General features: G+C 43.5%; 17 protein-coding genes. All 17 read right to left on the bottom strand.

Going from position 1 to position 20,559, the window contains the following annotated elements:
• Positions 1-36 precede the first annotated feature (36 nt).
• The 17 genes from AWH61_RS20285 to AWH61_RS07235 all read right to left on the bottom strand — a co-directional run bounded on the left by AWH61_RS20285 (position 37) and on the right by AWH61_RS07235 (position 20,403).
• Positions 37-279 (bottom strand): DUF2835 family protein, encoded by a 243-nt coding sequence (locus AWH61_RS20285; RefSeq protein ID WP_039227708.1) that lies wholly within the window; start codon positions 277-279, stop codon positions 37-39.
• Positions 266-2,875 carry an aminopeptidase N gene (gene pepN / locus AWH61_RS07310; protein ID WP_075176605.1) on the bottom strand — a complete coding sequence of 870 codons (2,610 nt, stop codon included), beginning with the start codon at positions 2,873-2,875 and terminating at the stop codon, positions 266-268. The genes AWH61_RS20285 and pepN overlap by 14 nt, the downstream gene beginning before the upstream one ends.
• Positions 2,876-2,922: 47 nt before the next feature.
• Entirely contained in the window at positions 2,923-4,398 is a 1,476-nt protein-coding gene (gene nhaC, locus AWH61_RS07305) for a Na+/H+ antiporter NhaC (protein ID WP_075176604.1), read from the bottom strand.
• Positions 4,399-4,470: 72 nt separating this feature from the next.
• Positions 4,471-5,805, bottom strand: a complete 1,335-nt coding sequence (locus tag AWH61_RS07300; RefSeq protein ID WP_014949544.1) for a sodium-dependent transporter — start codon at positions 5,803-5,805, stop codon at positions 4,471-4,473.
• 82 nt (positions 5,806-5,887) lie between these two features.
• The gene (gene prc / locus AWH61_RS07295; protein WP_075176603.1) at positions 5,888-7,930 is read right to left on the bottom strand and encodes a carboxy terminal-processing peptidase; all 2,043 of its coding nucleotides are present in this window, start codon (positions 7,928-7,930) and stop codon (positions 5,888-5,890) included.
• Positions 7,931-7,933: 3 nt separating this feature from the next.
• Positions 7,934-8,602: an RNA chaperone ProQ gene (gene proQ / locus AWH61_RS07290; protein ID WP_075176602.1), complete on the bottom strand. Its 669-nt coding sequence runs from the start codon at positions 8,600-8,602 to the stop codon at positions 7,934-7,936.
• Positions 8,603-8,618: 16 nt separating this feature from the next.
• A complete protein-coding gene (locus AWH61_RS07285) occupies positions 8,619-8,909 on the bottom strand; it encodes a hypothetical protein (RefSeq protein ID WP_014949541.1) in 291 nt (96 codons plus the stop codon).
• A gap of 2 nt (positions 8,910-8,911) precedes the next feature.
• Positions 8,912-9,367 (bottom strand): free L-methionine (R)-S-oxide reductase MsrC, encoded by a 456-nt coding sequence (msrC, locus tag AWH61_RS07280; protein WP_014949540.1) that lies wholly within the window; start codon positions 9,365-9,367, stop codon positions 8,912-8,914.
• Positions 9,368-9,379: 12 nt separating this feature from the next.
• On the bottom strand, positions 9,380-10,111 hold the full coding sequence (locus tag AWH61_RS07275; RefSeq protein WP_075176601.1) for an SIMPL domain-containing protein: 732 nt from the start codon (positions 10,109-10,111) through the stop codon (positions 9,380-9,382).
• Between the two features lie 391 nt (positions 10,112-10,502).
• Positions 10,503-11,624: a pyridoxal-phosphate-dependent aminotransferase family protein gene (locus tag AWH61_RS07270; protein ID WP_249922613.1), complete on the bottom strand. Its 1,122-nt coding sequence runs from the start codon at positions 11,622-11,624 to the stop codon at positions 10,503-10,505.
• Positions 11,625-12,143: 519 nt separating this feature from the next.
• Complete coding sequence (locus tag AWH61_RS07265) at positions 12,144-12,668, bottom strand: gamma carbonic anhydrase family protein (protein ID WP_014979334.1); 525 nt, start codon at positions 12,666-12,668, stop codon at positions 12,144-12,146.
• 10 nt (positions 12,669-12,678) lie between these two features.
• Positions 12,679-13,539: an acyl-CoA thioesterase II gene (tesB, locus tag AWH61_RS07260; protein ID WP_014949536.1), complete on the bottom strand. Its 861-nt coding sequence runs from the start codon at positions 13,537-13,539 to the stop codon at positions 12,679-12,681.
• Positions 13,532-15,412, bottom strand: a complete 1,881-nt coding sequence (locus AWH61_RS07255; protein ID WP_039227720.1) for a protein kinase domain-containing protein — start codon at positions 15,410-15,412, stop codon at positions 13,532-13,534. Before AWH61_RS07255 ends, tesB begins: the two co-directional genes overlap by 8 nt.
• Positions 15,413-15,495: 83 nt before the next feature.
• Complete coding sequence (locus AWH61_RS07250) at positions 15,496-16,374, bottom strand: 23S rRNA (adenine(2030)-N(6))-methyltransferase RlmJ (RefSeq protein ID WP_075176599.1); 879 nt, start codon at positions 16,372-16,374, stop codon at positions 15,496-15,498.
• Between the two features lie 147 nt (positions 16,375-16,521).
• The gene (locus tag AWH61_RS07245; protein WP_075176598.1) at positions 16,522-18,222 is read right to left on the bottom strand and encodes a dihydrolipoyllysine-residue acetyltransferase; all 1,701 of its coding nucleotides are present in this window, start codon (positions 18,220-18,222) and stop codon (positions 16,522-16,524) included.
• Positions 18,223-18,238: 16 nt separating this feature from the next.
• Positions 18,239-19,216, bottom strand: coding sequence for an alpha-ketoacid dehydrogenase subunit beta (locus tag AWH61_RS07240; RefSeq protein WP_061095031.1), 978 nt, complete (start codon positions 19,214-19,216; stop codon positions 18,239-18,241).
• Positions 19,216-20,403: a thiamine pyrophosphate-dependent dehydrogenase E1 component subunit alpha gene (locus tag AWH61_RS07235; RefSeq protein WP_075176597.1), complete on the bottom strand. Its 1,188-nt coding sequence runs from the start codon at positions 20,401-20,403 to the stop codon at positions 19,216-19,218. The genes AWH61_RS07240 and AWH61_RS07235 overlap by 1 nt, the downstream gene beginning before the upstream one ends.
• Positions 20,404-20,559: the final 156 nt, after the last annotated feature.

Genomic DNA, 20,559 nt, shown 5'->3' with positions numbered 1-20,559 from the left:
ATACAAGAGAGTAATTCGTCGCGTACAAAAAAGGCTCTATGCGAGCCTTTCAAAGGATTTTATTTTTTTGTTGGCATCAATAATCATCCTAAAACGACCTTTAATACCATCAGACGTAACAAATTGCCTGAGCCGGTTGGTCGGTACTTGGACGCTTAGGCCTGATTCACTGACCATGACCACATCTGGCATAGTTGGAATATAAAGCACCTCACATTGTTTGTAAGGTGCATTTATTGAAAAGTAAAAAACTGAGTCAGTTTGGCTAATGCTTGTCATAAGCAAGGCTTTTACTTACTTTCTCAAACAAATCTTTACTTAAACCTTTGTGATTAAGCAAACGGCCAAGCTGTTGCTTCATATGAACCTGATGCTCGCTTGCAAAGCCCTGCCATTGCGTCAGTGGCGTTACAATACGGGCGGCAACCTGTGGGTTGACCGCATCAAGCTTAAGTAAGTAGTCGGTTACAAATTTATATCCACTGCCATCGAGTGCATGAAACCTTTCGCTGTTATAGAAAGCGAAGCTACCAATAACAGAACGAACACGGTTCGGGTTACTCATTGCGAACTGAGGGTGCTCACATAACATTGTGATAGTCGCAAAGATATCGTCTCGATTTTGTGTAGCGTGGAGTGCGAACCATTTGTCCAAAACAAGCGGGTCATGATTCCACGATTCCTCAAACTGAGCCATCAAACTGTCGAAAGTGGTGGCGCTACAGTGTTGTGCGCTTCTCAACGCTCCTAGCGTATCTGTCATATTATCAGCGGCTTCAAACTGAGAAACCACAATATGCTCGTGTTGGGGTAACCGCGCTAAGTGTGCAAGCACGACATTTTTGCAGCGACGTTGATTCACCGCTTCTTGCGTGTAGCAATACGCGCTTTTCTCGATATTTTCGAAGACTTGTTTTAGCTCTTTTTCGAGTGCGCGAGCAAACTGGTCGCAGAACGCTTTTCTCGCTTTCGAAAGAGCGGAAACGTTTATGTTACTTCGGCTTTGGCACAGTGTCTCAAACGAAGGTATGACTAAACATTCACTCAGCAATTCAAGGTTGTTCTGCTCTTGGGCAATCGCTTGCTTGATACCGTTCCAGATTTCATTACTGATACCAGACCCCGGCGATTCCTCTAATTGCTTCACACAGCGGTCATACAATGTTTGCATTGCATCCCAACGATTAAATGGATCCTTCGCATGCTTAAATATAGTAAGTAAAGACTCTGTCCCCAATGGGTCTTCTACTTTCGCTGGCGCTGAGAAGTTACCCAATACTACAGGTGTTAAATTAGTAGTTTGGGCTTCTACAGTAAAACGCATAGCATCATCTTTTAAAATGACCATGCCGTTTTGAATTAACGACTCGTTGTCTGTATAGCTTTTCCCCTCATCATCAATAATCTCGATATTTACAGGAATATATAGAGGAAGCTTTTCTTTCTGATCGGAGGTTGCAGGTGTGTGCTGTGACAATGTAAAGCTATGCTTAACAATGCCATCATCATCGACCTCAGTGCTGTGTGCGACAGAAATCACTGGCGTACCAGATTGACTATACCAGCGGGTAAACTGGGTTAAATCTAAATCAGTAGCAGACTGCATTGCTGAAATGAAGTCATCACAGGTGACAGCCTGACCGTCGTGTCTTCTAAAGTACTCGTCCATACCACGTCTAAAGCCATCTGGCCCCAATAATGTGTGAAACATGCGAATAACTTCAGCGCCTTTGTCATAAACCGTCACCGTGTAGAAGTTGTTCATTTCAATGACTTCTTCTGGACGAATTGGATGACTCATTGCACTCGCATCTTCTGCAAACTGGTGTTCTCGCATAACACGAACGTGCTTTATACGATTACTTAACGCCGAAGTCATATCAGCGCTGAACTGTTGGTCTCTAAATACAGTAAGCCCCTCTTTCAGGCTAAGCTGGAACCAATCGCGACAAGTAACACGGTTGCCGGTCCAATTGTGGAAGTACTCGTGCGCGATAACCGACTCAACATTGAAAAAGTCATCATCGGTGGCACTTTTTTGATCGGCTAAAACAAACTTACTGTTAAATACATTTAAGCCCTTGTTTTCCATCGCTCCCATATTGAAGAAATCGACGGCAACAATCATGTAGATATCTAAGTCGTACTCTAACCCGAACACATCTTCGTCCCACTTCATCGCCCGTTTGAGAGATTCTAATGCGAAAATGCCTTGAGACTTTTTGCCTTTATCAACATAAAGTTCTAGCGCAACCTCTTTACCGCTAGTGGTGGTGTAGCTATCGGTAAGTAAATCGAAGTCACCGGCAACTAGAGCAAAAAGGTAGCAAGGTTTTGGATGTGGATCGTGCCATTTAACAAAATGCGTATTTTCGTCAACCTCGCCCTTGTCCACTGGGTTGCCATTGGCCAAAAGCATCGGTACTGATTTGTCGGCAACTACCGTCACTGTATAGACCGACAAAACATCCGGGCGGTCCATGAAGTACGTAATGCGACGAAACCCTTCCGCTTCACACTGCGTACAATAGGCGCCACCTGATAAATACAAGCCTTCCAGCGCTTTGTTGTGCTCCGGGGCAATGGTATTGGTAATTTCTAAGACGAACTCATCAAGTTCAGTAACCACGCTTAAAGCGCTATCTGTTACCGTGTATTCATTATCAGATAGGTGCGTACCGTTAATAGAAATAGAATCTAGCGATAAATTATCGCCATCAAGTACTAATGGACTATCGTGCGCGCCATTGCGAGTGACGGACAACGTGCTGATAACTTTGGTTTGCGTTGGGTGTAGCGTTATATGTAGGTCAACTGTCGCTATTGAAAAAGCGGGCGGCTGGTAATCCGCCCGGCGTTTAGCTTGAACTGACATAGATCCTCCTGGAAGAAAGCCTACGTGGGTTTAATTGGAACTCTGTGTTAAACCGTATCTTTGCTGTTTACTTCAACATACGGTGGCGTAATACGTAAAATCTTAATACCTAAATACGCATAAATAACAGCAAGGATCGGGTTGATTACGTTGAAGAATGCATAGAATACGTAATCAAATGGATTGACTAATAAAACACTGTGCATGTAAGCACCACAGGTGTTCCAAGGAATAAGTGGAGACGTAAGTGTGCCGCCGTCTTCAAGGCTGCGAGAAAGATTCAATTGGTCTAAACCACGTTTTTTGAATTCTTCTTTGTACATACGGCCTGGCATCACGATTGAAATATACTGATCTGCAGTAACCAGGTTGGTACCAAAACAAGTAAGAATTGTACGGCTCACCATATCCCCTGCGGATTTTGCACCAATTAATATGGCAGAAACTGCACGCTTTAATAGGCCAACACGCTCTAATACGGCACCAAACGACATTGCACAGATGATCAACCAAATAGTATTTAACATAGAAGACATGCCACCACGAGAAAGCAAGCTGTTTAAGTTCTCGTCAGGTGTTGAGAAGCTTACGCCATCGAATAGCGCAGTCCAAACTACCTTCAACGCACCTACATTCACCGAGTCGTCACCATTTGCCATAGAAGTAACCACATCCCACTGGAATACAACTGCCCAGACTCCACCTAACAAAGCGCCGATAAAAACAGCTGGAAACGCAGGCATCTTTTTAATCGCTAAGGTGAGCAAAACGACAAGGGGAATTAACAAATGCCAACCTAAGTCAAAAGACTCGTTTAACAAAAGTTGCATCTGCTCAATGCGTTCTGCTTTGGCCTCACCCACTTCACTAAAGCCCAGTACCGTAAATAGAATAAGCGCAATAACAAAGCTCGGAATCGTCGTCCAAAGCATGTAACGGATGTGCTCAAATAAATCCGTGCCCGCAACGGCAGGCGCTAAGTTTGTTGTTTCAGATAAGGGCGAAATTTTATCGCCAAAGTACGAACCTGATACTACTGCGCCGGCGGTTATGGCTGCCGACATTTCCATGCCTGCAGAAACGCCCATTAGCGCAACACCCACAGTCGCCGCGGTAGTCCAAGAACTACCTATACTCATTGCAACAACCGCACAAATCAGACAAGCGGCAGCATAGAAAAACGAGGGGTTAAGCAACTCTAAACCGAAATAGATAAGCGTAGGCACGGTTCCGGCTAGCATCCATGTGCCAATAAGAGAACCTACCGCTAACAGAATTAAGCAGGCACCTAAAGACATTGAGATACCGTCTACAATGCCCTTTTCGATAGTTTTCCAGCTGTAGCCATTTTTCATTCCAATGATAGCAGCTAAGCCCATCGCTAGAAGAAGTGCAATTTGGTTTGGACCGTAAGAAGAGTTATCGGCAAACAAATAAACTGCGCTTCCCATCATTATGACTAACGCAAGAATAGGAAGCATTGCATCGAGAAGTGACGGCGTTTTTATTTCTTTATTCGTCATTGTCGTTTTTTAAAACCTTATTATTGTATTTGTAACGCGTTAAGCGTGCTGTCCGCTTTTTACCAGAATGCTTTAGAAGACTGAGCGGTAGAACATAAGCGCAATGATAACGGGACACACAAAGCGTACGTACCAAGGCCAAATCTTCCAGAAAATGCTGTGTTCAGCAAACTGATCACCTTGTTTAAGTTCATCGAGTATTGCATCTCTGCGCCACACCCAACCTGCGAAAATACACAAGGCGAGTCCTAGTAACGGTTGGCTATACTCGGTAGTTAATGCGATAACAAAGCCGAACAAGGTTTCAAAATTTAAGATGATGATGCAGCTTAATACAAAGATGACCGATGCCATTAATAACACGGCCTTTTTACGTTGAAGACCTTTACTTTCTACCATAAACGCAACGGGAACTTCCAACATTGAAATTGAAGACGTGACGGCAGCAATCGCCATTAGCGCGAAAAAGGTAAAAGCAACGAAAAGACCTACGCTACCAATGGTATCAAACAGTGCTGGTAGTACTTTGAAAATCAGCGTATCACCTTGGATTAACGCGCCTTCAGGTGTGAAGATTTCAACGCCGTTGTTTAATGCAACGTACATGGCCGGGATAATAAGCATACCCGCAATAACCGCAACACCGATATCGACAAGCGCTACCGACGCACCAATGCTTGGTAGATTTTCATTTTTACTTAAGTATGAACCATAAACCAGCATGGTACCCACACCTAAAGACATTGAGAAAAAGGCTTGTCCCATGGCGTTAATTAATAAGTCTGGGTCTAGAACGCGAGAGAAGTCAGGTACTAAATATGCTGACCAACCTTCTACGGCACCAGGCTGTAGGCTCACATAAACAATCAGTGCAAGAATGAGAATAACCAATGTAGGCATCAAACGCACCGACCACTTCTCAATGCCTGACTTTACACCACCGACAACGATAAATGCAGTTAAGCCCATGAATAAGAAGCAGAAAATAATGTTACGCGTAACTGATGAAGTGAGTAGCCAGTCGCTAGCACTCGTAAATCCCACCATGCTAACGGCTGCATCGGCGAAATAAACCAGCATCCATCCGCCTACAATAGCGTAGAATGCAAGGATAAGTGACACGGTAACACAGCCCCAAATGCCCGTTAGCCTTCCGACGAAATTGCCTGATATTTTACCTAAAGCGTCAACCATATTCGAACGTGAACTACGACCGATTATAAGTTCTGCCATAAGTACGGGATAAGCGAGTACAAAAGCCAGCAGTAAGTATACGAGAACAAATGCTGCGCCGCCGTTACTTGCTACCTTTGTAGGAAAGCCCCAAATATTACCTAGTCCTACTGCCGAGCCTGCCGCTGCTAGCACGAACCCTATTCGAGAGGAAAATTCGCCTCTGATAGCCATGTTATTTCCCTTTATTATTGTTTTAATAATTTATAGACACAAAAAAAGGGCTGGCCCTAGACCAGCCCTTTTTTCTAATCACTTAATTTCTTGTGATAGCGTAACGGCCTGTTTCGATCATATCGAAAGTAATATTGGCTGCCTCGTCCAAGAATGGATCTAATTCTTCCATATCTTCAGGTAGGTCGTCCAATGTTGTGACAGTTTCCATTCCCAATCGCTGTAAACGTTCGTTAGCACGAGCAAGCGACTTCTCTTCCGCCTCTTTCTTCTCGCCTTCACGTACAGATTTAACTAATGAGATGAAGTTCTTGTCTTTATTTTCCTTATATTCCTTTATGTCGTCTTGGATATAAGAAAACTCAGGGTTTTGTAAAATACGTTTGTTGTGCTTCGCTGTTAAAACATCAAGCGCAGCAGTACCGTCTGCAAACGTCGTATAGTTAGCGCGATTGATACTGTCCCATGGCAACGCATTTTCCGCTTGGCTTTCTCCCCATTCAGCTGGTTCAACTGCCGATGGATAAAGAATATCAGGAATAACGCCTTTATGCTGTGTGCTGCCGCCGTCAATGCGATAGAACTTGGCGATAGTAAACTGAACACTACCTAATGGGTTGTCGTAAAGGTCATAAATTTTACCTAAACCGCGATGCTGCTGCACTGTCCCTTTCCCGAAGGTTTGTTCACCTACGATGAGAGCACGGTTGTAGTCTTGCATCGCTGCCGCAAAAATCTCTGAAGCAGACGCGCTATACCTGTCAACTAATACGGTTAATGGGCCATCATAAGCCACTTCGCCATCTGTATCACGGTTAACGCTAACTTTGCTTTGACCGTATCGAATTTGAACCACCGGGCCTTTTTCGATAAATAGGCCAGTAAGTAACGTTGCTTCGGTTAGAGAACCACCGCCATTACCGCGCAAGTCTACGATAACGCCTTTAACGTTTTGCGCTTTCAAGCTTTCTATTTCTTTAGCAACATCCATACTAAGGTTGTTGTAAAAACTAGGAATGGTGATTACACCTAGAGGTTCACCCGCGTGAGGACCAGTCTCTGGCACATATACTTCCGATTTGGCTGCGCGATCTTCTAACTTAATTTTATCGCGAGTAAGGCTAACTACCGACGTGGTTTTCGCTTCCGTGGCTCCTTTTTCAACCTGTAGACGAACAGTACTTCCTTTCGGGCCTTTAATTAACTCAACCACTTCGTCCAATCGCCAACCAATCACATCAACAAACTCTTCGTCGTCTTGTGCTACGCCAACAATTTTATCTTCTGGTTTTATTGCGCCAGACTCATCTGCAGGTCCGCCAGGTACAACGCTTTTGATTACCGTGTAATCATCTTCGCTTTGTAATACTGCACCAATACCTTCAAACGACAAGTTCATGTCCATTTGAAAACGTTCAGCGTTACGCGGAGATAAGTAACTGGTGTGAGCTTCAATTGTACGTGCGAATGCATTCATTGCAGTTTGAAAAACGTCTTCGCTCTTTGCTTGCTTAGTGCGCTTAATCGCTCGCGTATAGCGTTTGGTAAGAAGTTCTTTCGCCTCTTCCCATGTTTTGTCTGCAAGTATTAGATTTAACGCGTCGTATTTAACGCGTTGACGCCAAATTTCATCCAGCTCAGCTTTATTAGCTGGCCACTCAGCATCTTCTCTGTCGTAAAAGAACTTATCGCCTTCTTTTTCAAAGTCGAACGGGCCTTTCTCTAACAGTGCAAGTGCAAATTCATAACGCTCAATGCGTCGTTTTGCGCTTACGTTATACATATCATAGGCAACAGAGAGGTTGCCTTTACTCAGCGCATCATCAAACAATGTGCGGTATTTCTCAAAACCCACAACATCAGACAGCAATAACACTTGTTTATTGTGATCTAATGAATCGATGAAGCGCTGGTAAACTCTAGCTGAGAGTGCATCATCCAACGAAATTTCCTTGTAGTGCGCCCTGGTAAAGAGTGCGCTTACTCGCTTAGCTGCAACACTGTGTTGAGATTCCTGTTGTAAAATGGGAAGCTCGTCTACCTCTGGTGTTGACGTAACTGCGCCTGCTCCTACCCCAACGGTAAGAAAAGCACTGGCGATGGAAATTCGAAGGATGTCTCTCATATTTTACGACCTCTTGGAGCGTGCCAAACGTAAAGCGTCTGCGTTTACTTTAACTACCATGCCTGAGTCTAATTGAACGTGAATGCCATCTTTAGCTACTTCGGTAATTACTGCAGGCATAGGTGCTTTACCTAATTTAACGGTAACTTGCGTACCTTGCTGTAAATCGCTATCTGTCAATTTCGCAGGTGGTGTATTGTTTGGTCTGTTATTTTTCGGTTTAGTTCCGCGCTTAGTATCAGCATGGTCCGAATTTGCAGATTTTTCACCTTTTGGACGATTAAATTGACGTTTATCTTTTCGCTTAGGCTGCTGAGCTAGCTTAGCTTTGCGCTTTTCAGCTGCTTTTGCTTTGCTTTCTTCTAACTGCTGCTGCGCATGATCAGCGTGTTCTTTTTCAATTGCATCGCCTTCAACGCCGTCTAAATCTACACGGCTTACACCTTCTTTGATGCTATGAAGATAGCGCCAGCTGTTGGTGTAATGTCGTAGTGTAGAACGAAGTAAGGTTTTGCTAACGCGTTCCTCTTCTTCTAAACGTGTGGCAAGATCTTGAAAAATACCGATCTTAAGTGGGCGGGCCTCGCCTTCAATGCTAAAACATTTCGGAAAGGTCTCTGCAAGGAAAGCTATCACTTCCTTACTGTTGGTAAACTTCTCTGGTGATTCCATTAACTTTCTAAATTATTCAGGAGATTTCATCGTTACTTGCATCATCCCAAGTTGCCAGCGTGTGGTCAACCCAATCAAGCAATTCGTCGTCATCTATTTCTAATAAATGCTTATCTTGTTGCCAAGATTCCCATGCGTAGTGCAAAATTTGCTCTAAACGCTGTGTTTCAATATCTTCTTCTGCATTGTCGTACACCGCATGTAAGATGAAATTTAAACGTTCAGATGCCTCATCTGGGTCATCATGAAAGTCTTCCATGTCCTCATACGTGGATAAAACAACGTGAATATCAACACTGGATTTCATAATTATTTCTGCGAATCCATAAGAATTTGAGCAATTTCAACGAGCCCTTTTTCGTCTTCTTCGGTAAAGCGTTCAAAAACAGGGCTGTCGATATCAAGTACGCCAACCAGCACATCGTTTAGCACTAATGGAACAACAATCTCAGAGTTTGACGCAGCATCACAGGCAATGTGTCCTTCGAACTGATGAACGTCTGCTATACGCTGAACAGTTCTGGTACTTGCACTCGTTCCGCAAACGCCTTTTCCAAGTGGAATGCGAATACATGCTGGTTGCCCCTGAAATGGACCGAGTACCAACTGCTCTTCTTTATAAAGGTAAAAACCTGCCCAATTCACCTCTTCGAGGCTATTGAAAAGCAGCGCACTTATATTTGCCATGTTAGCGATAAGATCGTGCTCGCCAGAAACCAAGCTCTTTGCTTGGTTTATTAACTGACCGTACTGTTGTTCTTTCAAACGAATTTCCTGCTATTGAACAATGTTAAAAGACACATTAACACGCGCTTCTATACGCTCTTGGCCAGGTAAAGACATAGACATGTCTTTGGCAAAAGCTTCTGCGCGCATTACTGGAATCGGCATATTGCCACCAGATTCTGAGATTGCAACAACTTCACCTACTTCAATCTCTAATTCTTTTGCTAATAACTGTGCACGTTGCTTTGCGTCTTTTACCGCAGAGATAAGTGCTTTTTGATAGGCATCGCCTTCACCAACTGAAATAAAGTTGAATTGTTGTATGCGATCAACACCTCGTTTAAGCACGCCATCTAAAACTTTGTCATAAGTTTCAAGGTCAGTAGACGTGACGGTGATATCTCGTGACAACGTGAAACCTTCTTGCTGACGGCCTTGAGGCGTATTGATATAGCGAGGTTGTAAGCGTACTTGCATACTCTGAATGTGCTTTTCATCTATACCTTGATTAAGCAAGAACTTAACAATAGAGCGGAGGTCCGAATCAAGCTGAGTGTTCAGTTTACCTACTGTATTACCTTCTTCTTCAACAACGAGTGTGACTGAATAAGCGTTTGGTGTCACTTCTACCGCTCCTACGCCTTGCACATTTATAACCGCTTCTTGTGCGGCCTGTGCAGAAACTATAGGTGCAGATAAGGCAATAAATGATGATGCTAACAATGCTTTTTTAACTACACTTTTAGCTGTCGAATAAGTATTAGTACGCGTGATCATTTTCATAGAGATTCCTTTTTTATGGTGCCTTTTAATTACGTTACCTAAAGGATAAATGTTTAAAACTGAATAGTTTATGAATATACGCAATAAACGAAATCTTAGCACTGAACTGAGACGAGAAGAGATATAACTTCGCCGAGATGTGCTTTTTATGAGGCAAGGCCCAAAAATGGATAAGTAATACCAGTCAACTTGATGTAGTGCCACTATACCTGCGGTAACACTGCGTGATTACGAAGATTTTAAATCTCACTGAGTGGGTAATGATCTATGCGGACTGATATCAAAGCGCAATGTTAAATGGGTTTTATATGCTAAATGGTTAAAAGCCAACCGTTCAGCAAAGCATCTCGCTGAACGTGTTGACCGAAAAGATTAAAAGGCGTTAGGCGTTTTACTTAAGCACAGTGCGCAACGCAGCAAGGCAGTGATCGATATTACGGGGCTTACATGCGTATCCCATAAGACCAATTCGCCATACTTTACCGGCATGATCGCCTAAACCGGCGCCGATTTCTAAATTAAAATCTTCAAGCAATTGCTTGCGAACGGCAGCATCGTCTACGCCGTCTGGAATTTTAACTACATTTAATTGAGGCAAACGATAAGCACTGTCTACCGTTAGTTCTAACCCAAGTTCACTTAGACCCTGCGCAAGTTTTTCATGACCCAATGCATGACGCTGCCACGCATTTTCCAAGCCTTCTTCTTTTAAAATCAGAAGTGCTTCGTACATAGCGTACATACTGTTGACAGGTGCGGTATGGTGGTAGGCACGCTTGGCGCCCTGCCCCCAATAACCAACAATCAAGTTCATGTCTAGAAACCAGCTTTGCACTTTCGTTTTTCGGTTTTGAATAACGTTAACTGCTCTTTCACTAAATGAAACAGGAGAGATACCCGGCACGCAACTCAAACACTTCTGTGAACCTGAATAAATAGCGTCAATCCTCCAACCGTCAACATCTAACTCGATACCTCCAAGAGAGGTAACTGCATCAACAATGCTAAGACAATCATACTTTTTAGCCAGCTCACAAAGCGCTTTGGCTTCATTGCGTACGCCCGTAGATGTTTCTGCGTGAACAAAGGCAAGGATCTTAATATCCGGATTGGCTTTAAGGGTGTCCTCTACCACATTAAGGTCAGTTTGCTCGCCCCATGTATTGTTGACGGTAATAGCCTCACCACCGCAACGCTCTACGTTTTCGACCATTCGATTGCCAAATACGCCGTTAATACACACGAGTACCTTATCGCCTGGTTCTACAAGATTAACAAAACATGCCTCCATTCCTGCTGAGCCCGGAGCAGAAATAGGCATAGTAAGTGCATTCTGAGTTTTAAACGCATACTGTAAAAGCTGCTTGGTTTGGTCCATTAACTCAATGAATAATGGATCGAGATGGCCCAGGGTGGGTCTCGCCATGGCGTTTAAAATTCTGGGGTTAACATCGGATGGTCCTGGACCCATCAAAGTCCGTTCAGGGGGAATAAAAGTAGAAAATGATTGCATAATCCATCCTCGTATTAATGTAAGAGCCTGTTTTTAGAGTCAGTATCACGCATATTTAGCATGAACGTTGACGTCATACTACAAGGATAATGGCATGGTACAACCGTCTGTTTTCAACATAACTTACATGAATGAAAGTATGTCTATATATTTAACAAGGGTATACATTAACAACGATTCATCACGTGGATAAAATGTGTGCAACATGTGGATATAAACTGTACATCTTTCTCTCAAAAAACATCACATCCGACCAGTTTTTAGTCCATTGATTACTAACGTATAAGTTCTACAATTTAATTGACGTTGAGAGTGTAAGATAAAATTCACACAAAAATTGTTTATAATTTAAACAAATGTATTCTATACTCATTGTCCGTTTAAAAGATTTTATTTAAACTCTCCTGTGTAAAAGTTAGCGCACGGCTCAGCAATGAGCCATTCCCCTAGGCCCGGAACGTTTGTTCTGGGCATTTTTTATGGGGATTCAAAATATCGCGAACAGCCTAGTCTTAAATTTCAGCTATCAACTGGCTGTAATGATGACTTATATGTTTTGGCGTTATCTACGTAATGTTCAGCGGACGCTTTTAGTTTGGGTTCGATCTTCTCATCAAATGTTCTAATGACTTTACCAGGCGCTCCAACTACTAAACTGTAATCTGGAATTTCCATGTTTTCCGTTATTAAAGCGTTAGCGCCAATGATGCAGTACTTTCCAATTTTTGCACCGTTTAATACGACGGCGTTAATTCCTATCAAGGAATAGTCACCAATCTCGCAGCCGTGAAGCATGACTTTATGTCCTACTGTTACCCCTTCACCTAGCACTAAAGGAATACCAGCATCGGTGTGTAATACGCTGCCATCTTGGATATTCGTATTTTCACCAACGGTTATCTTGTCCATATCGCCGCGTATAACCGCATTGAACCAAACGCTTGAACCCACTTTGAGTTCAACATTACCAATAACATGTGCGCCTGGCGCTATAAACGTACTTTCATCAACCAGCGGTGATGTAGAACCTAATTTGTAGCGCATTACCCTCTCCCTATTCGTCTACTTTTCTCATTAATCCTTCTTGCATGGTTGACGCAACAAGTTCACCATTTTGGTTAAATATTTGTCCGCGTACCAAACCTCTAGAGCCTCCGCTAAAAGGACTCTCCATTGCGTACAATAACCATTCGTTCATATTGATTGGGCGGTGGAACCACATAGCATGGTCTATTGTTGCGATTCGAAGTGATTTATCGGTTACCGCAACACCGTGTGGTTGAAGCGACGTACTGAGAAAATGATAATCTGATGCGTAAGCAAGCGCAGCTTGATGAACAGTCAGTGATGCATTCATTGTGTCTCTTGCTTTTAACCAGATATAACGCGTCGGTTCGCGTTTCGCTGACTGGTAAGAGTTAGCTGCATCTACCGTGCGGATATCTACAGGTTTATGATAGCTCAACGCTTCTTGCATAGGCCGTGCAATCTTATTGAAGTTAGCTTCATAGAATTCAATGTCAGACTGCACATCTTCCGGCGCAGGCACATCTGGCATTGTTGGGTTTTGATGCTCCATGCCATCTTGAGGAACCTGAAAAGACGCTGTCATGTAGAAGATATTTCTACCATCCTGAATGGCTTTAACCCGTCTAGCAGAGAAACTTCTGCCGTCTCGCACTACTTCAACATCGTAAACTACAGGCTTTTTAGCATCGCCTGGTAATAAAAAATAAGTGTGGAATGAGTGTGCGACTCTACCAGCCTCCACCGTTTCGTATGCAGCTGCTAACGCTTGCCCCAAAACTTGTCCACCAAACAAGGCGCGGAAGCCTAAATCCCAGCTTTGACCTCGATAGATGCCAGCTTCCACTGTTTCGAGTTCAAAAAGTGACGATAGTTTAATCTCAGACATGTTGTACTTTCTCTTCAATTACTGCTTTTGGGTTTCGTGGGTAGTACTTTTCAGGCAATTTTGCTTTATGCTCGAAAAAACGCGTATCTTTATAGGGTAACTTCATAAACCCTGAAATGCCTAGCCCTTTTATTTTGGGAATTTGCTGAACGAGTTGCGCTAATAATGCGTGGAAGCGCTCTTCTTGGCTGTGATCAAGCAACGTGTAATAGTTGTGAATTTTCAAATGCCGAGGTAATGCTTCAAATATAATACAACCAGTGTGATGTATTGTATTAAGTTGAACGATGGTATCGATAATCTCCTGAGGCAGCTTTAATAGTTCGTCCGGATCATCGCCATCTTCGAAATATGAGTGAGTACGGCTTTCATCCTTTTGTGCAGAAACCCGTGATAGTTCGTAGGGAATAAACATACCGCCTGCTGGTTTAAAGTCTTCATCTTCACTTTCGCGTTCAATGTGCAGCGTGTTTTTGGCGTTGAACATACAACATTTGAACACAGCGGGCTTGTGAATAGCCCTTGCTAAATTAATGACATTATTCACTGCTAAATCAAACGCTGCTTTCATTGATTCATCATATAAGTTCAAGCTTGAATCGACATATATACCTTCTGGCTCCCAGCGCACAGCCATACCGCCAACTACAGGGTAACGGCCTAGTCTACTTATTGCAGAAACAAATGCTTTTTCGGTATCTCCCATGCCTTGTAGATAGTTTTTGTAGTAACGGTCAAATTGCGCATCGTCTATATAACGAAGTTCCTCTACGTCTTTTTCATCTAACGAGTCAGACAGTCTTGCCTGTTGGCGTAGGTAAGATTTTCGAGAGCTGTAAACAACGGTTTCAATATCAGCACGGTTCTGAGTGTGGGCCAGCCATGTAGGGATTAACGGTGTATATTGCGTTGGCTTGTCTTGAGTGAAAACCATATTCTTCAAAACGTGGAGATGATTAAACAGGTAATCTCCGCCTTGTCTTCTCTTTGTAGGATCTTCACTGAGCATGTGCTCAAGGATATTAGCAAGCATTTTAGGAAGACCAAGGGATGAAGGTGTAATAACCTTGCTTCCGTAACGACACGATTGCCCTGATGCTAATGCATATAATGTACTGGCCAAGCCTTGTTCATCGAAGCGGGGGCTGGAGAGTGCGCCATTAAGCTGCTCCTCGCCAATAAAATAAACATCGCCAAGTCGAGCATTAGTTTGATGCAGTTCACCCGACATTAAATCCATGACATTGTTACCCACATATTGCCCAGTGATGTCAGTCTGTGCGAACACTGAAGAGCCCCAATCAATCAATCCAACCGATTCATTTTCGGCATCCCAAACCAGATTCGAGGGCTTTATGTCTCCGTGCACTATGGGTTTAATTTCTCCATTTTCACTGTATTGGCGAAAACTGGATAAAAGTTCGCCGACCTGCACTGCAATTTTGACGATAATACGGGGCGAAAGTGGACCTGTTTTCAAGCTGACTTTTTCTAGGTCTTCGCCAGGTGCGCGCCCCATAACTAAGATGGATTGTTTGCGTATTTGTTGATATTCAATGAACCGCGGCACAAACTCATGATTAACGTGAGAAAGCATAAAAGCTTCCTCTTCTAGTCTATCTTGCACATGCTGCGGCAACGTTATTCGCGAAAACTTAAATACCCGTGATTCACCGCTTGGCGCGTTCCCTGCAAACGCAAACCCAAAGGCTCCTTTCCCTAAAAGTTCGATGTCACTGTACCCCAACCCTTCTAACTGCGAGATACAAAGGTTTACCCAGTCTTTTAGCTTTTTAGCATCCGCATGAGATAGCAGATATATCGACTGCTCATCAGGTATATAGAAATGTTTTAGGCCTTTGAGTTGCGACATGTTTTTTACTTCACGCTTTTAGTGACTTTTTGAAACAGATTAATCAGCAGCGATACGCTTACCATTGTTAAACTGCACAGCAATCAATTATCTTCGTTTATCCAGGTAACATGCGCTGTAGCGTGATAACCTGCTTCATTTTCACCTAGCATACCAACAACGCTTTCTAACGCGCTTTTTAAATTAGTATCTAGCTGCCAAGGCGGGTTCAAAACGAATACGCCCGAACCATACATTCCGGCATCAGCGGTATTTTCTTCCACGCATATTTCTGCTTTAAAACAGGGTTTACCTAATGCTGCAAGCTTCTCGCACATAGCTTCACTTGCACCACTTTTGGCGCCAGCCCTCTCTGACAATAGTGGATACCACACTACGATTTGTGCCTGCTGCCAGCGTTTAAATACCTGTTCCACACCCTTAACAAGGTCGCTATATTCATTCACGCGCTCATAAGGGGGGTCGATTAAAACAGCACCGCGATTGGGTTTAGGTGGCGTGAGTGCACGAAGCCCTTCGTACCCGTCACGTTTATGGACGTGGCTATTAAGGGTACGTAAACGGGATACGTTTTTGTCTAGTTTATCGAATTCCGCAGGATGAAGTTCCATTAGGTGTAAATTATCACTATCCCTTTTCGCTTTTGCGCTTATTGCCGGCGAGCCCGGATATTGTTGTTGTGCTAAAAACGGTTCACACAACGATAAATAGTCGGCCAACAAATTTGGCAAGTCCTGAACGCCTTTATCATCTATAAGCAAACGAGATATACCCGTCTCATACTCTTTATTTTTTGATGACATGGCATCGGTTAGATCGTACGCGCCCGCGCCTGCGTGGGTGTCGAAAAGCGTAAAAGGTTTATCTTTTTTCTTTAATGCATTGATAACGCCAATCCAACAAAGATGTTTGATGACATCAGCGTGGTTGCCCGCATGAAAGGCATGTTGATAACTAAGCACAAAACCTCAGTAAAATTTTCGTTTGTTTATAGTGCTCTATAATAACGTTAACGCGCTTTGAGGTATACAAATCAAAAAAGGGCCAATAGTTTTGCTATTGGCCCTTTTAAAATATTGTTACTGCAAATCAAATTGCTTTGAATGATATCACTTAAGGTGCATCAACATTTTTTCTGGCTGAGTTAGGTAACTCATCCATAGATTATTGAATCGCACCATAGTCGCACCATCAATAATACGGTGGTCGCCAGACCAATTAACCGCCATGATATTTTGCGCGCTAACATTCCCTTCATCATCAAAACGCGGAAGTTTCTGCGTTTTACCGAGAGCAACAATAGCAGCTTCTGGCTTATTAATTACTGGCGTTGCGGTAATACCGCCTATTGCACCGATATTAGAGATACTAATCGTACCGCCTTTTAGGTGCTCGCCAGCCACGCGGCCCGCTCTGGCTTGTTCGATAATATCCTGCATTTGAACAGCAATATCCAACAGAGATAGGTCTTGAACACGCTTAATATTGGGTACAAGCAAACCAATTTTAGAGTCTACTGCAAAACCAATATTGTGATCTGCGAAGTAGCTTATCTCAGTGGCGTCTTCGTTAAGCTGACTGTTAATGACAGGGAACTCATTAAGTGCCAACGACATTGCTTTAACGAAAAACGGCATAAAGCTGAGTTTTACGTTCTTCGCTTCAAATTCAGGTTTAAGCAGCTTGCGTAGCGACATCAGGTTGTCCATTACCAACTCATCACTAACTGTGAAGTGCGGGATAGTATAGACCGAAGCCGACATTTGCTTCGCCATAGCTGCCTGAATACCGCGTACTTTTTCTGTTCTAACGCTGCCTTTAAGCACAGTGCTTGTGCTATTCAAATCACCTTTTTCTGCGTTAGATGAGCTTGGCGCAGAAGATGACGTATTTTGAGACGACGTGTCAACATTCGAATGTTGTAGATTCAACACGTCAGACTTAAGGATCCGTCCCTTTTTACCCGAGCCTTCCACAGTAGAAAGGTCGATATTCTTTTCTCTTGCAACACGTCTTACCGCGGGGCTAGCCAACACTTTACCTTCTATAGCGATAGGTGGCTCGTATTCGCCGTCGCTGAATTTTGAAGGAGCAATTTGCGATGATTGCTGACTTGAACCGTTTGTTTGCGTGTTCACTGAACTTTGAGATGCAACGCTTGAAGCGCTGTTGTTTGCTGACGGTGATTCGTCATTAGTACCGCTAGTAGTTGTGACTTCACCGGCAACTTCTAACGCAAACAATGCACTATGCACTTTCGCTATATCGCCTTGCGCGTAATAAAGACGATGCACTGTGCCCGCGTTTTTAGCAGGTATTTCTACCACCGCTTTATCGGTCATCACTTCTACAACGGCTTGATCTTCTTCAATTTCATCGCCTTCAGCCACGTTCCATTTCACAATTTCGCACTCGACAATACCTTCACCAATATCTGGCAAAATAAAGTCTTCGATGTGCTTGCCGTTTGAAGCGCCTGAAGAAGCACTATCATTCGCTGTCGCTGTTTCAGACGCATTGTCTTTTACTTCCGCTTGCGCGTCTTCATGTGTATCTGAGTTAGCGTCGCCATCATCTGGCGTCATAGAGAATAACGGTGCATGCACTTTAGCGATATCGCCTACCGCGTAATGCAGTTTATTAACCACACCCGCATGCATTGCAGGAATTTGCACGGTAGCCTTGTCGGTCATTACTTCCGCGACAGGTTGATCTTCTTCTATATGCTCACCTTCAGAAACTAACCATTCCAGAAGTTCACATTCAACTATACCTTCACCAATGTCCGGTAAGATAAATTCAATTGTCATTTGATCGTCCCCCGGCTTAGTAGTGAAGCGTACGTTTTATGGCTTCGTACGTCTTCGTTTCATCTGGCATATATTCTTTTTCGTGCGCCAAAGGATACGGCGTGTCTAAACCACACACTCTCGCAATAGGCGCTTCAAGATATAAGAAACAACGTTCCTGAATGCTCGCTGCGATTTCACTCGCAAAGCCACCTGTTAGCGGTGCTTCGTGGTTTATCAATAAACGACCTGTTTTCATTACAGATTGCATAACCGTTTCAACGTCCCACGGTAATATACTGCGCAAATCAATGATTTCACATGACACACCATCTTCAAGAGCCATTTCTGCGGCTTTTTGCAGAATTTCTATTTGCGCGCCCCACCCTAATAAGGTGATATCGCTACCTTCTTGAACAATATCTGCCTTACCTAATGGCAGTTCGTAATCTTCTTCAGGCACTTCCGATACAGAAGCACGGTAAAGACGTTTAGGCTCCATAAACAATACGGGGTTTTTATCGCGAATTGACGCAAGCAACAAACCTTTCGCCTGATATGGGTCACGAGGGATAACAATCTTTAACCCTGGGCAGTGAGCGAAGAATGCCTCTGGTGATTGACTGTGGTAGTGGCCGCCAGCGATACCGCCACCATAAGGTGTACGAATTGTTAGCGTACCAACATCGAACTGACCGCCTGAACGGTAGCGCCATTTAGCCGTCTCGTTCACAATTTGATCGAACGCAGGGAAAATGTAATCACCAAATTGAATTTCAGCAACAGGTACAGAGCCTTGTGAGGCCAAGCCGTTCGCGAAGCCTATAATGCCTTGTTCAGTAAGCGGCGTGTTAAAGCAACGCGCCTTACCAAATTTTTCTTGAAGGTGACTGGTTGCACGGAACACGCCACCAAAATGGCCCACGTCTTCACCAAAGACCATTACTTTTTCATCTTCGGTCATGGCTGTGATGAGTGCATTATTAATTGCTTGAAGTAGATTCATCTTAGCCATTATTTTACTCTCCCTGCTGTTTTAGGGTACATCTTCGGGTACTTCTTAATATGCGCTTTCAATTCACTGAGTTGTTCTTTTAAGTGCCAAGGTGCTGTGTCGTATACATCTTCGACAATGTCTTCAATGGCACATACGTCAGTCTTTTCACAACTCTTCATTGCTGCTAAAACGTCTTGTCTTGCTTTATCGACGCGTTTTTGGTTCTCAGCCTCGTCAAACCAGCCTTTGCTTTCTAGCCATTTCGCCATTCGAGCGATAGGGTCTTTTGCACGCCACTTATCTTCTTCTTCACGAGAGCGATAGCCTGTTGGGTCGTCTGACGTGGAGTGCGCCGCTAAGCGATAAGTCATGGCTTCAATAAGTACAGGACACTTTTCTTCAATGGCAATACGACGGGCTTCTTTAGTAGCTGCATAAATGGCTAACACATCGTTACCATCAACACGGATAGTTTTAATACCGTAACCTAATCCACGAGAAGCAATGCCGTCACCCGCGAATTGCTCTTCTGCTGGTGTTGAAATGGCGTAGCCATTGTTACGGCAAAAGAAGATAACTGGGCAGTTTAAAACAGCGGCCATATTTAACCCTGCGTGGAAGTCTCCTTCAGACGCTGCACCTTCACCGAAGTAACAGATAGTAACCACATCTTTACCCGACATTTTCTGGCCATAGGCGTAACCAGATGCTTGAGGGATCTGTGTGCCTAGTGGTGAAGATATAGTCATGAAGTTAAGTGGCTTGTCACCATAATGGATAGGCATTTGACGTCCTTTGTTAGGATCGTCTTTATTGCTAAACATTTGGTTCATGAATTGTTCTGTAGTGTACCCGCGATATGCTAAAGCGCCTTGCTCACGGTACTGAGACATGATCATGTCGTCGTCTGAGAGTGCTGCTGCACTTGCTACTGACGCCGCTTCTTCACCTGTGCTTGCCAAGTAAAAGCTAATACGACCTTGGCGCTGTGCACCCACCATACGTTCATCCAATACTCGAATGTAATGCATGGTATTAAATATTTTTAATGCTTCTTCTTTGCTGAGGTCAGGTTCAACTGCTTTTTCAATGAGTTCACCTTCGGAAGAAAGGATTTGCAGCATTGGGATATCAACAACCCCTTTAGTAATAATTTCGACCTTATTTGTTGTTTTTACTTCGGCCAAATGATTTCTGTCTTTCACGTTTGTTCCCCTTAAATATGAGGGTTAATAGCGACTTATAGTGATACCAATATGCTAGTTGAGAAAATGCAGGAGCGTCCTACTTATTCATTGGCATTTTTTCAAATGGGTGAAATAGACATACTCAATTAGTCTAAATGAAAAGGATATTCGTCC

The organism is Alteromonas sp. W12, assembly GCF_001924945.1.
Lineage (GTDB): Bacteria > Pseudomonadota > Gammaproteobacteria > Enterobacterales > Alteromonadaceae > Alteromonas > Alteromonas macleodii.
The sequence above is the reverse complement of the archived record's forward strand: the minus strand, read 5'-3'. Positions and strand labels throughout refer to the sequence as shown.

Bases quoted from the DNA above. Each gene is read 5' to 3' on its own strand.
- AWH61_RS20285 (WP_039227708.1), bottom strand. From the start codon at position 279: ATGACAAGCATTAGCCAAACTGACTCAGTTTTTTACTTTTCAATAAAT.
- pepN (WP_075176605.1), bottom strand. From the start codon at position 2,875: ATGTCAGTTCAAGCTAAACGCCGGGCGGATTACCAGCCGCCCGCTTTT.
- nhaC (WP_075176604.1), bottom strand. From the start codon at position 4,398: ATGACGAATAAAGAAATAAAAACGCCGTCACTTCTCGATGCAATGCTT.
- AWH61_RS07300 (WP_014949544.1), bottom strand. From the start codon at position 5,805: ATGGCTATCAGAGGCGAATTTTCCTCTCGAATAGGGTTCGTGCTAGCA.
- prc (WP_075176603.1), bottom strand. From the start codon at position 7,930: ATGAGAGACATCCTTCGAATTTCCATCGCCAGTGCTTTTCTTACCGTT.
- proQ (WP_075176602.1), bottom strand. From the start codon at position 8,602: ATGGAATCACCAGAGAAGTTTACCAACAGTAAGGAAGTGATAGCTTTC.
- AWH61_RS07285 (WP_014949541.1), bottom strand. From the start codon at position 8,909: ATGAAATCCAGTGTTGATATTCACGTTGTTTTATCCACGTATGAGGAC.
- AWH61_RS07275 (WP_075176601.1), bottom strand. From the start codon at position 10,111: ATGAAAATGATCACGCGTACTAATACTTATTCGACAGCTAAAAGTGTA.
- AWH61_RS07270 (WP_249922613.1), bottom strand. From the start codon at position 11,624: ATGCAATCATTTTCTACTTTTATTCCCCCTGAACGGACTTTGATGGGT.
- AWH61_RS07265 (WP_014979334.1), bottom strand. From the start codon at position 12,668: ATGCGCTACAAATTAGGTTCTACATCACCGCTGGTTGATGAAAGTACG.
- tesB (WP_014949536.1), bottom strand. From the start codon at position 13,539: ATGTCTGAGATTAAACTATCGTCACTTTTTGAACTCGAAACAGTGGAA.
- AWH61_RS07255 (WP_039227720.1), bottom strand. From the start codon at position 15,412: ATGTCGCAACTCAAAGGCCTAAAACATTTCTATATACCTGATGAGCAG.
- AWH61_RS07245 (WP_075176598.1), bottom strand. From the start codon at position 18,222: ATGACAATTGAATTTATCTTACCGGACATTGGTGAAGGTATAGTTGAA.
- AWH61_RS07240 (WP_061095031.1), bottom strand. From the start codon at position 19,216: ATGGCTAAGATGAATCTACTTCAAGCAATTAATAATGCACTCATCACA.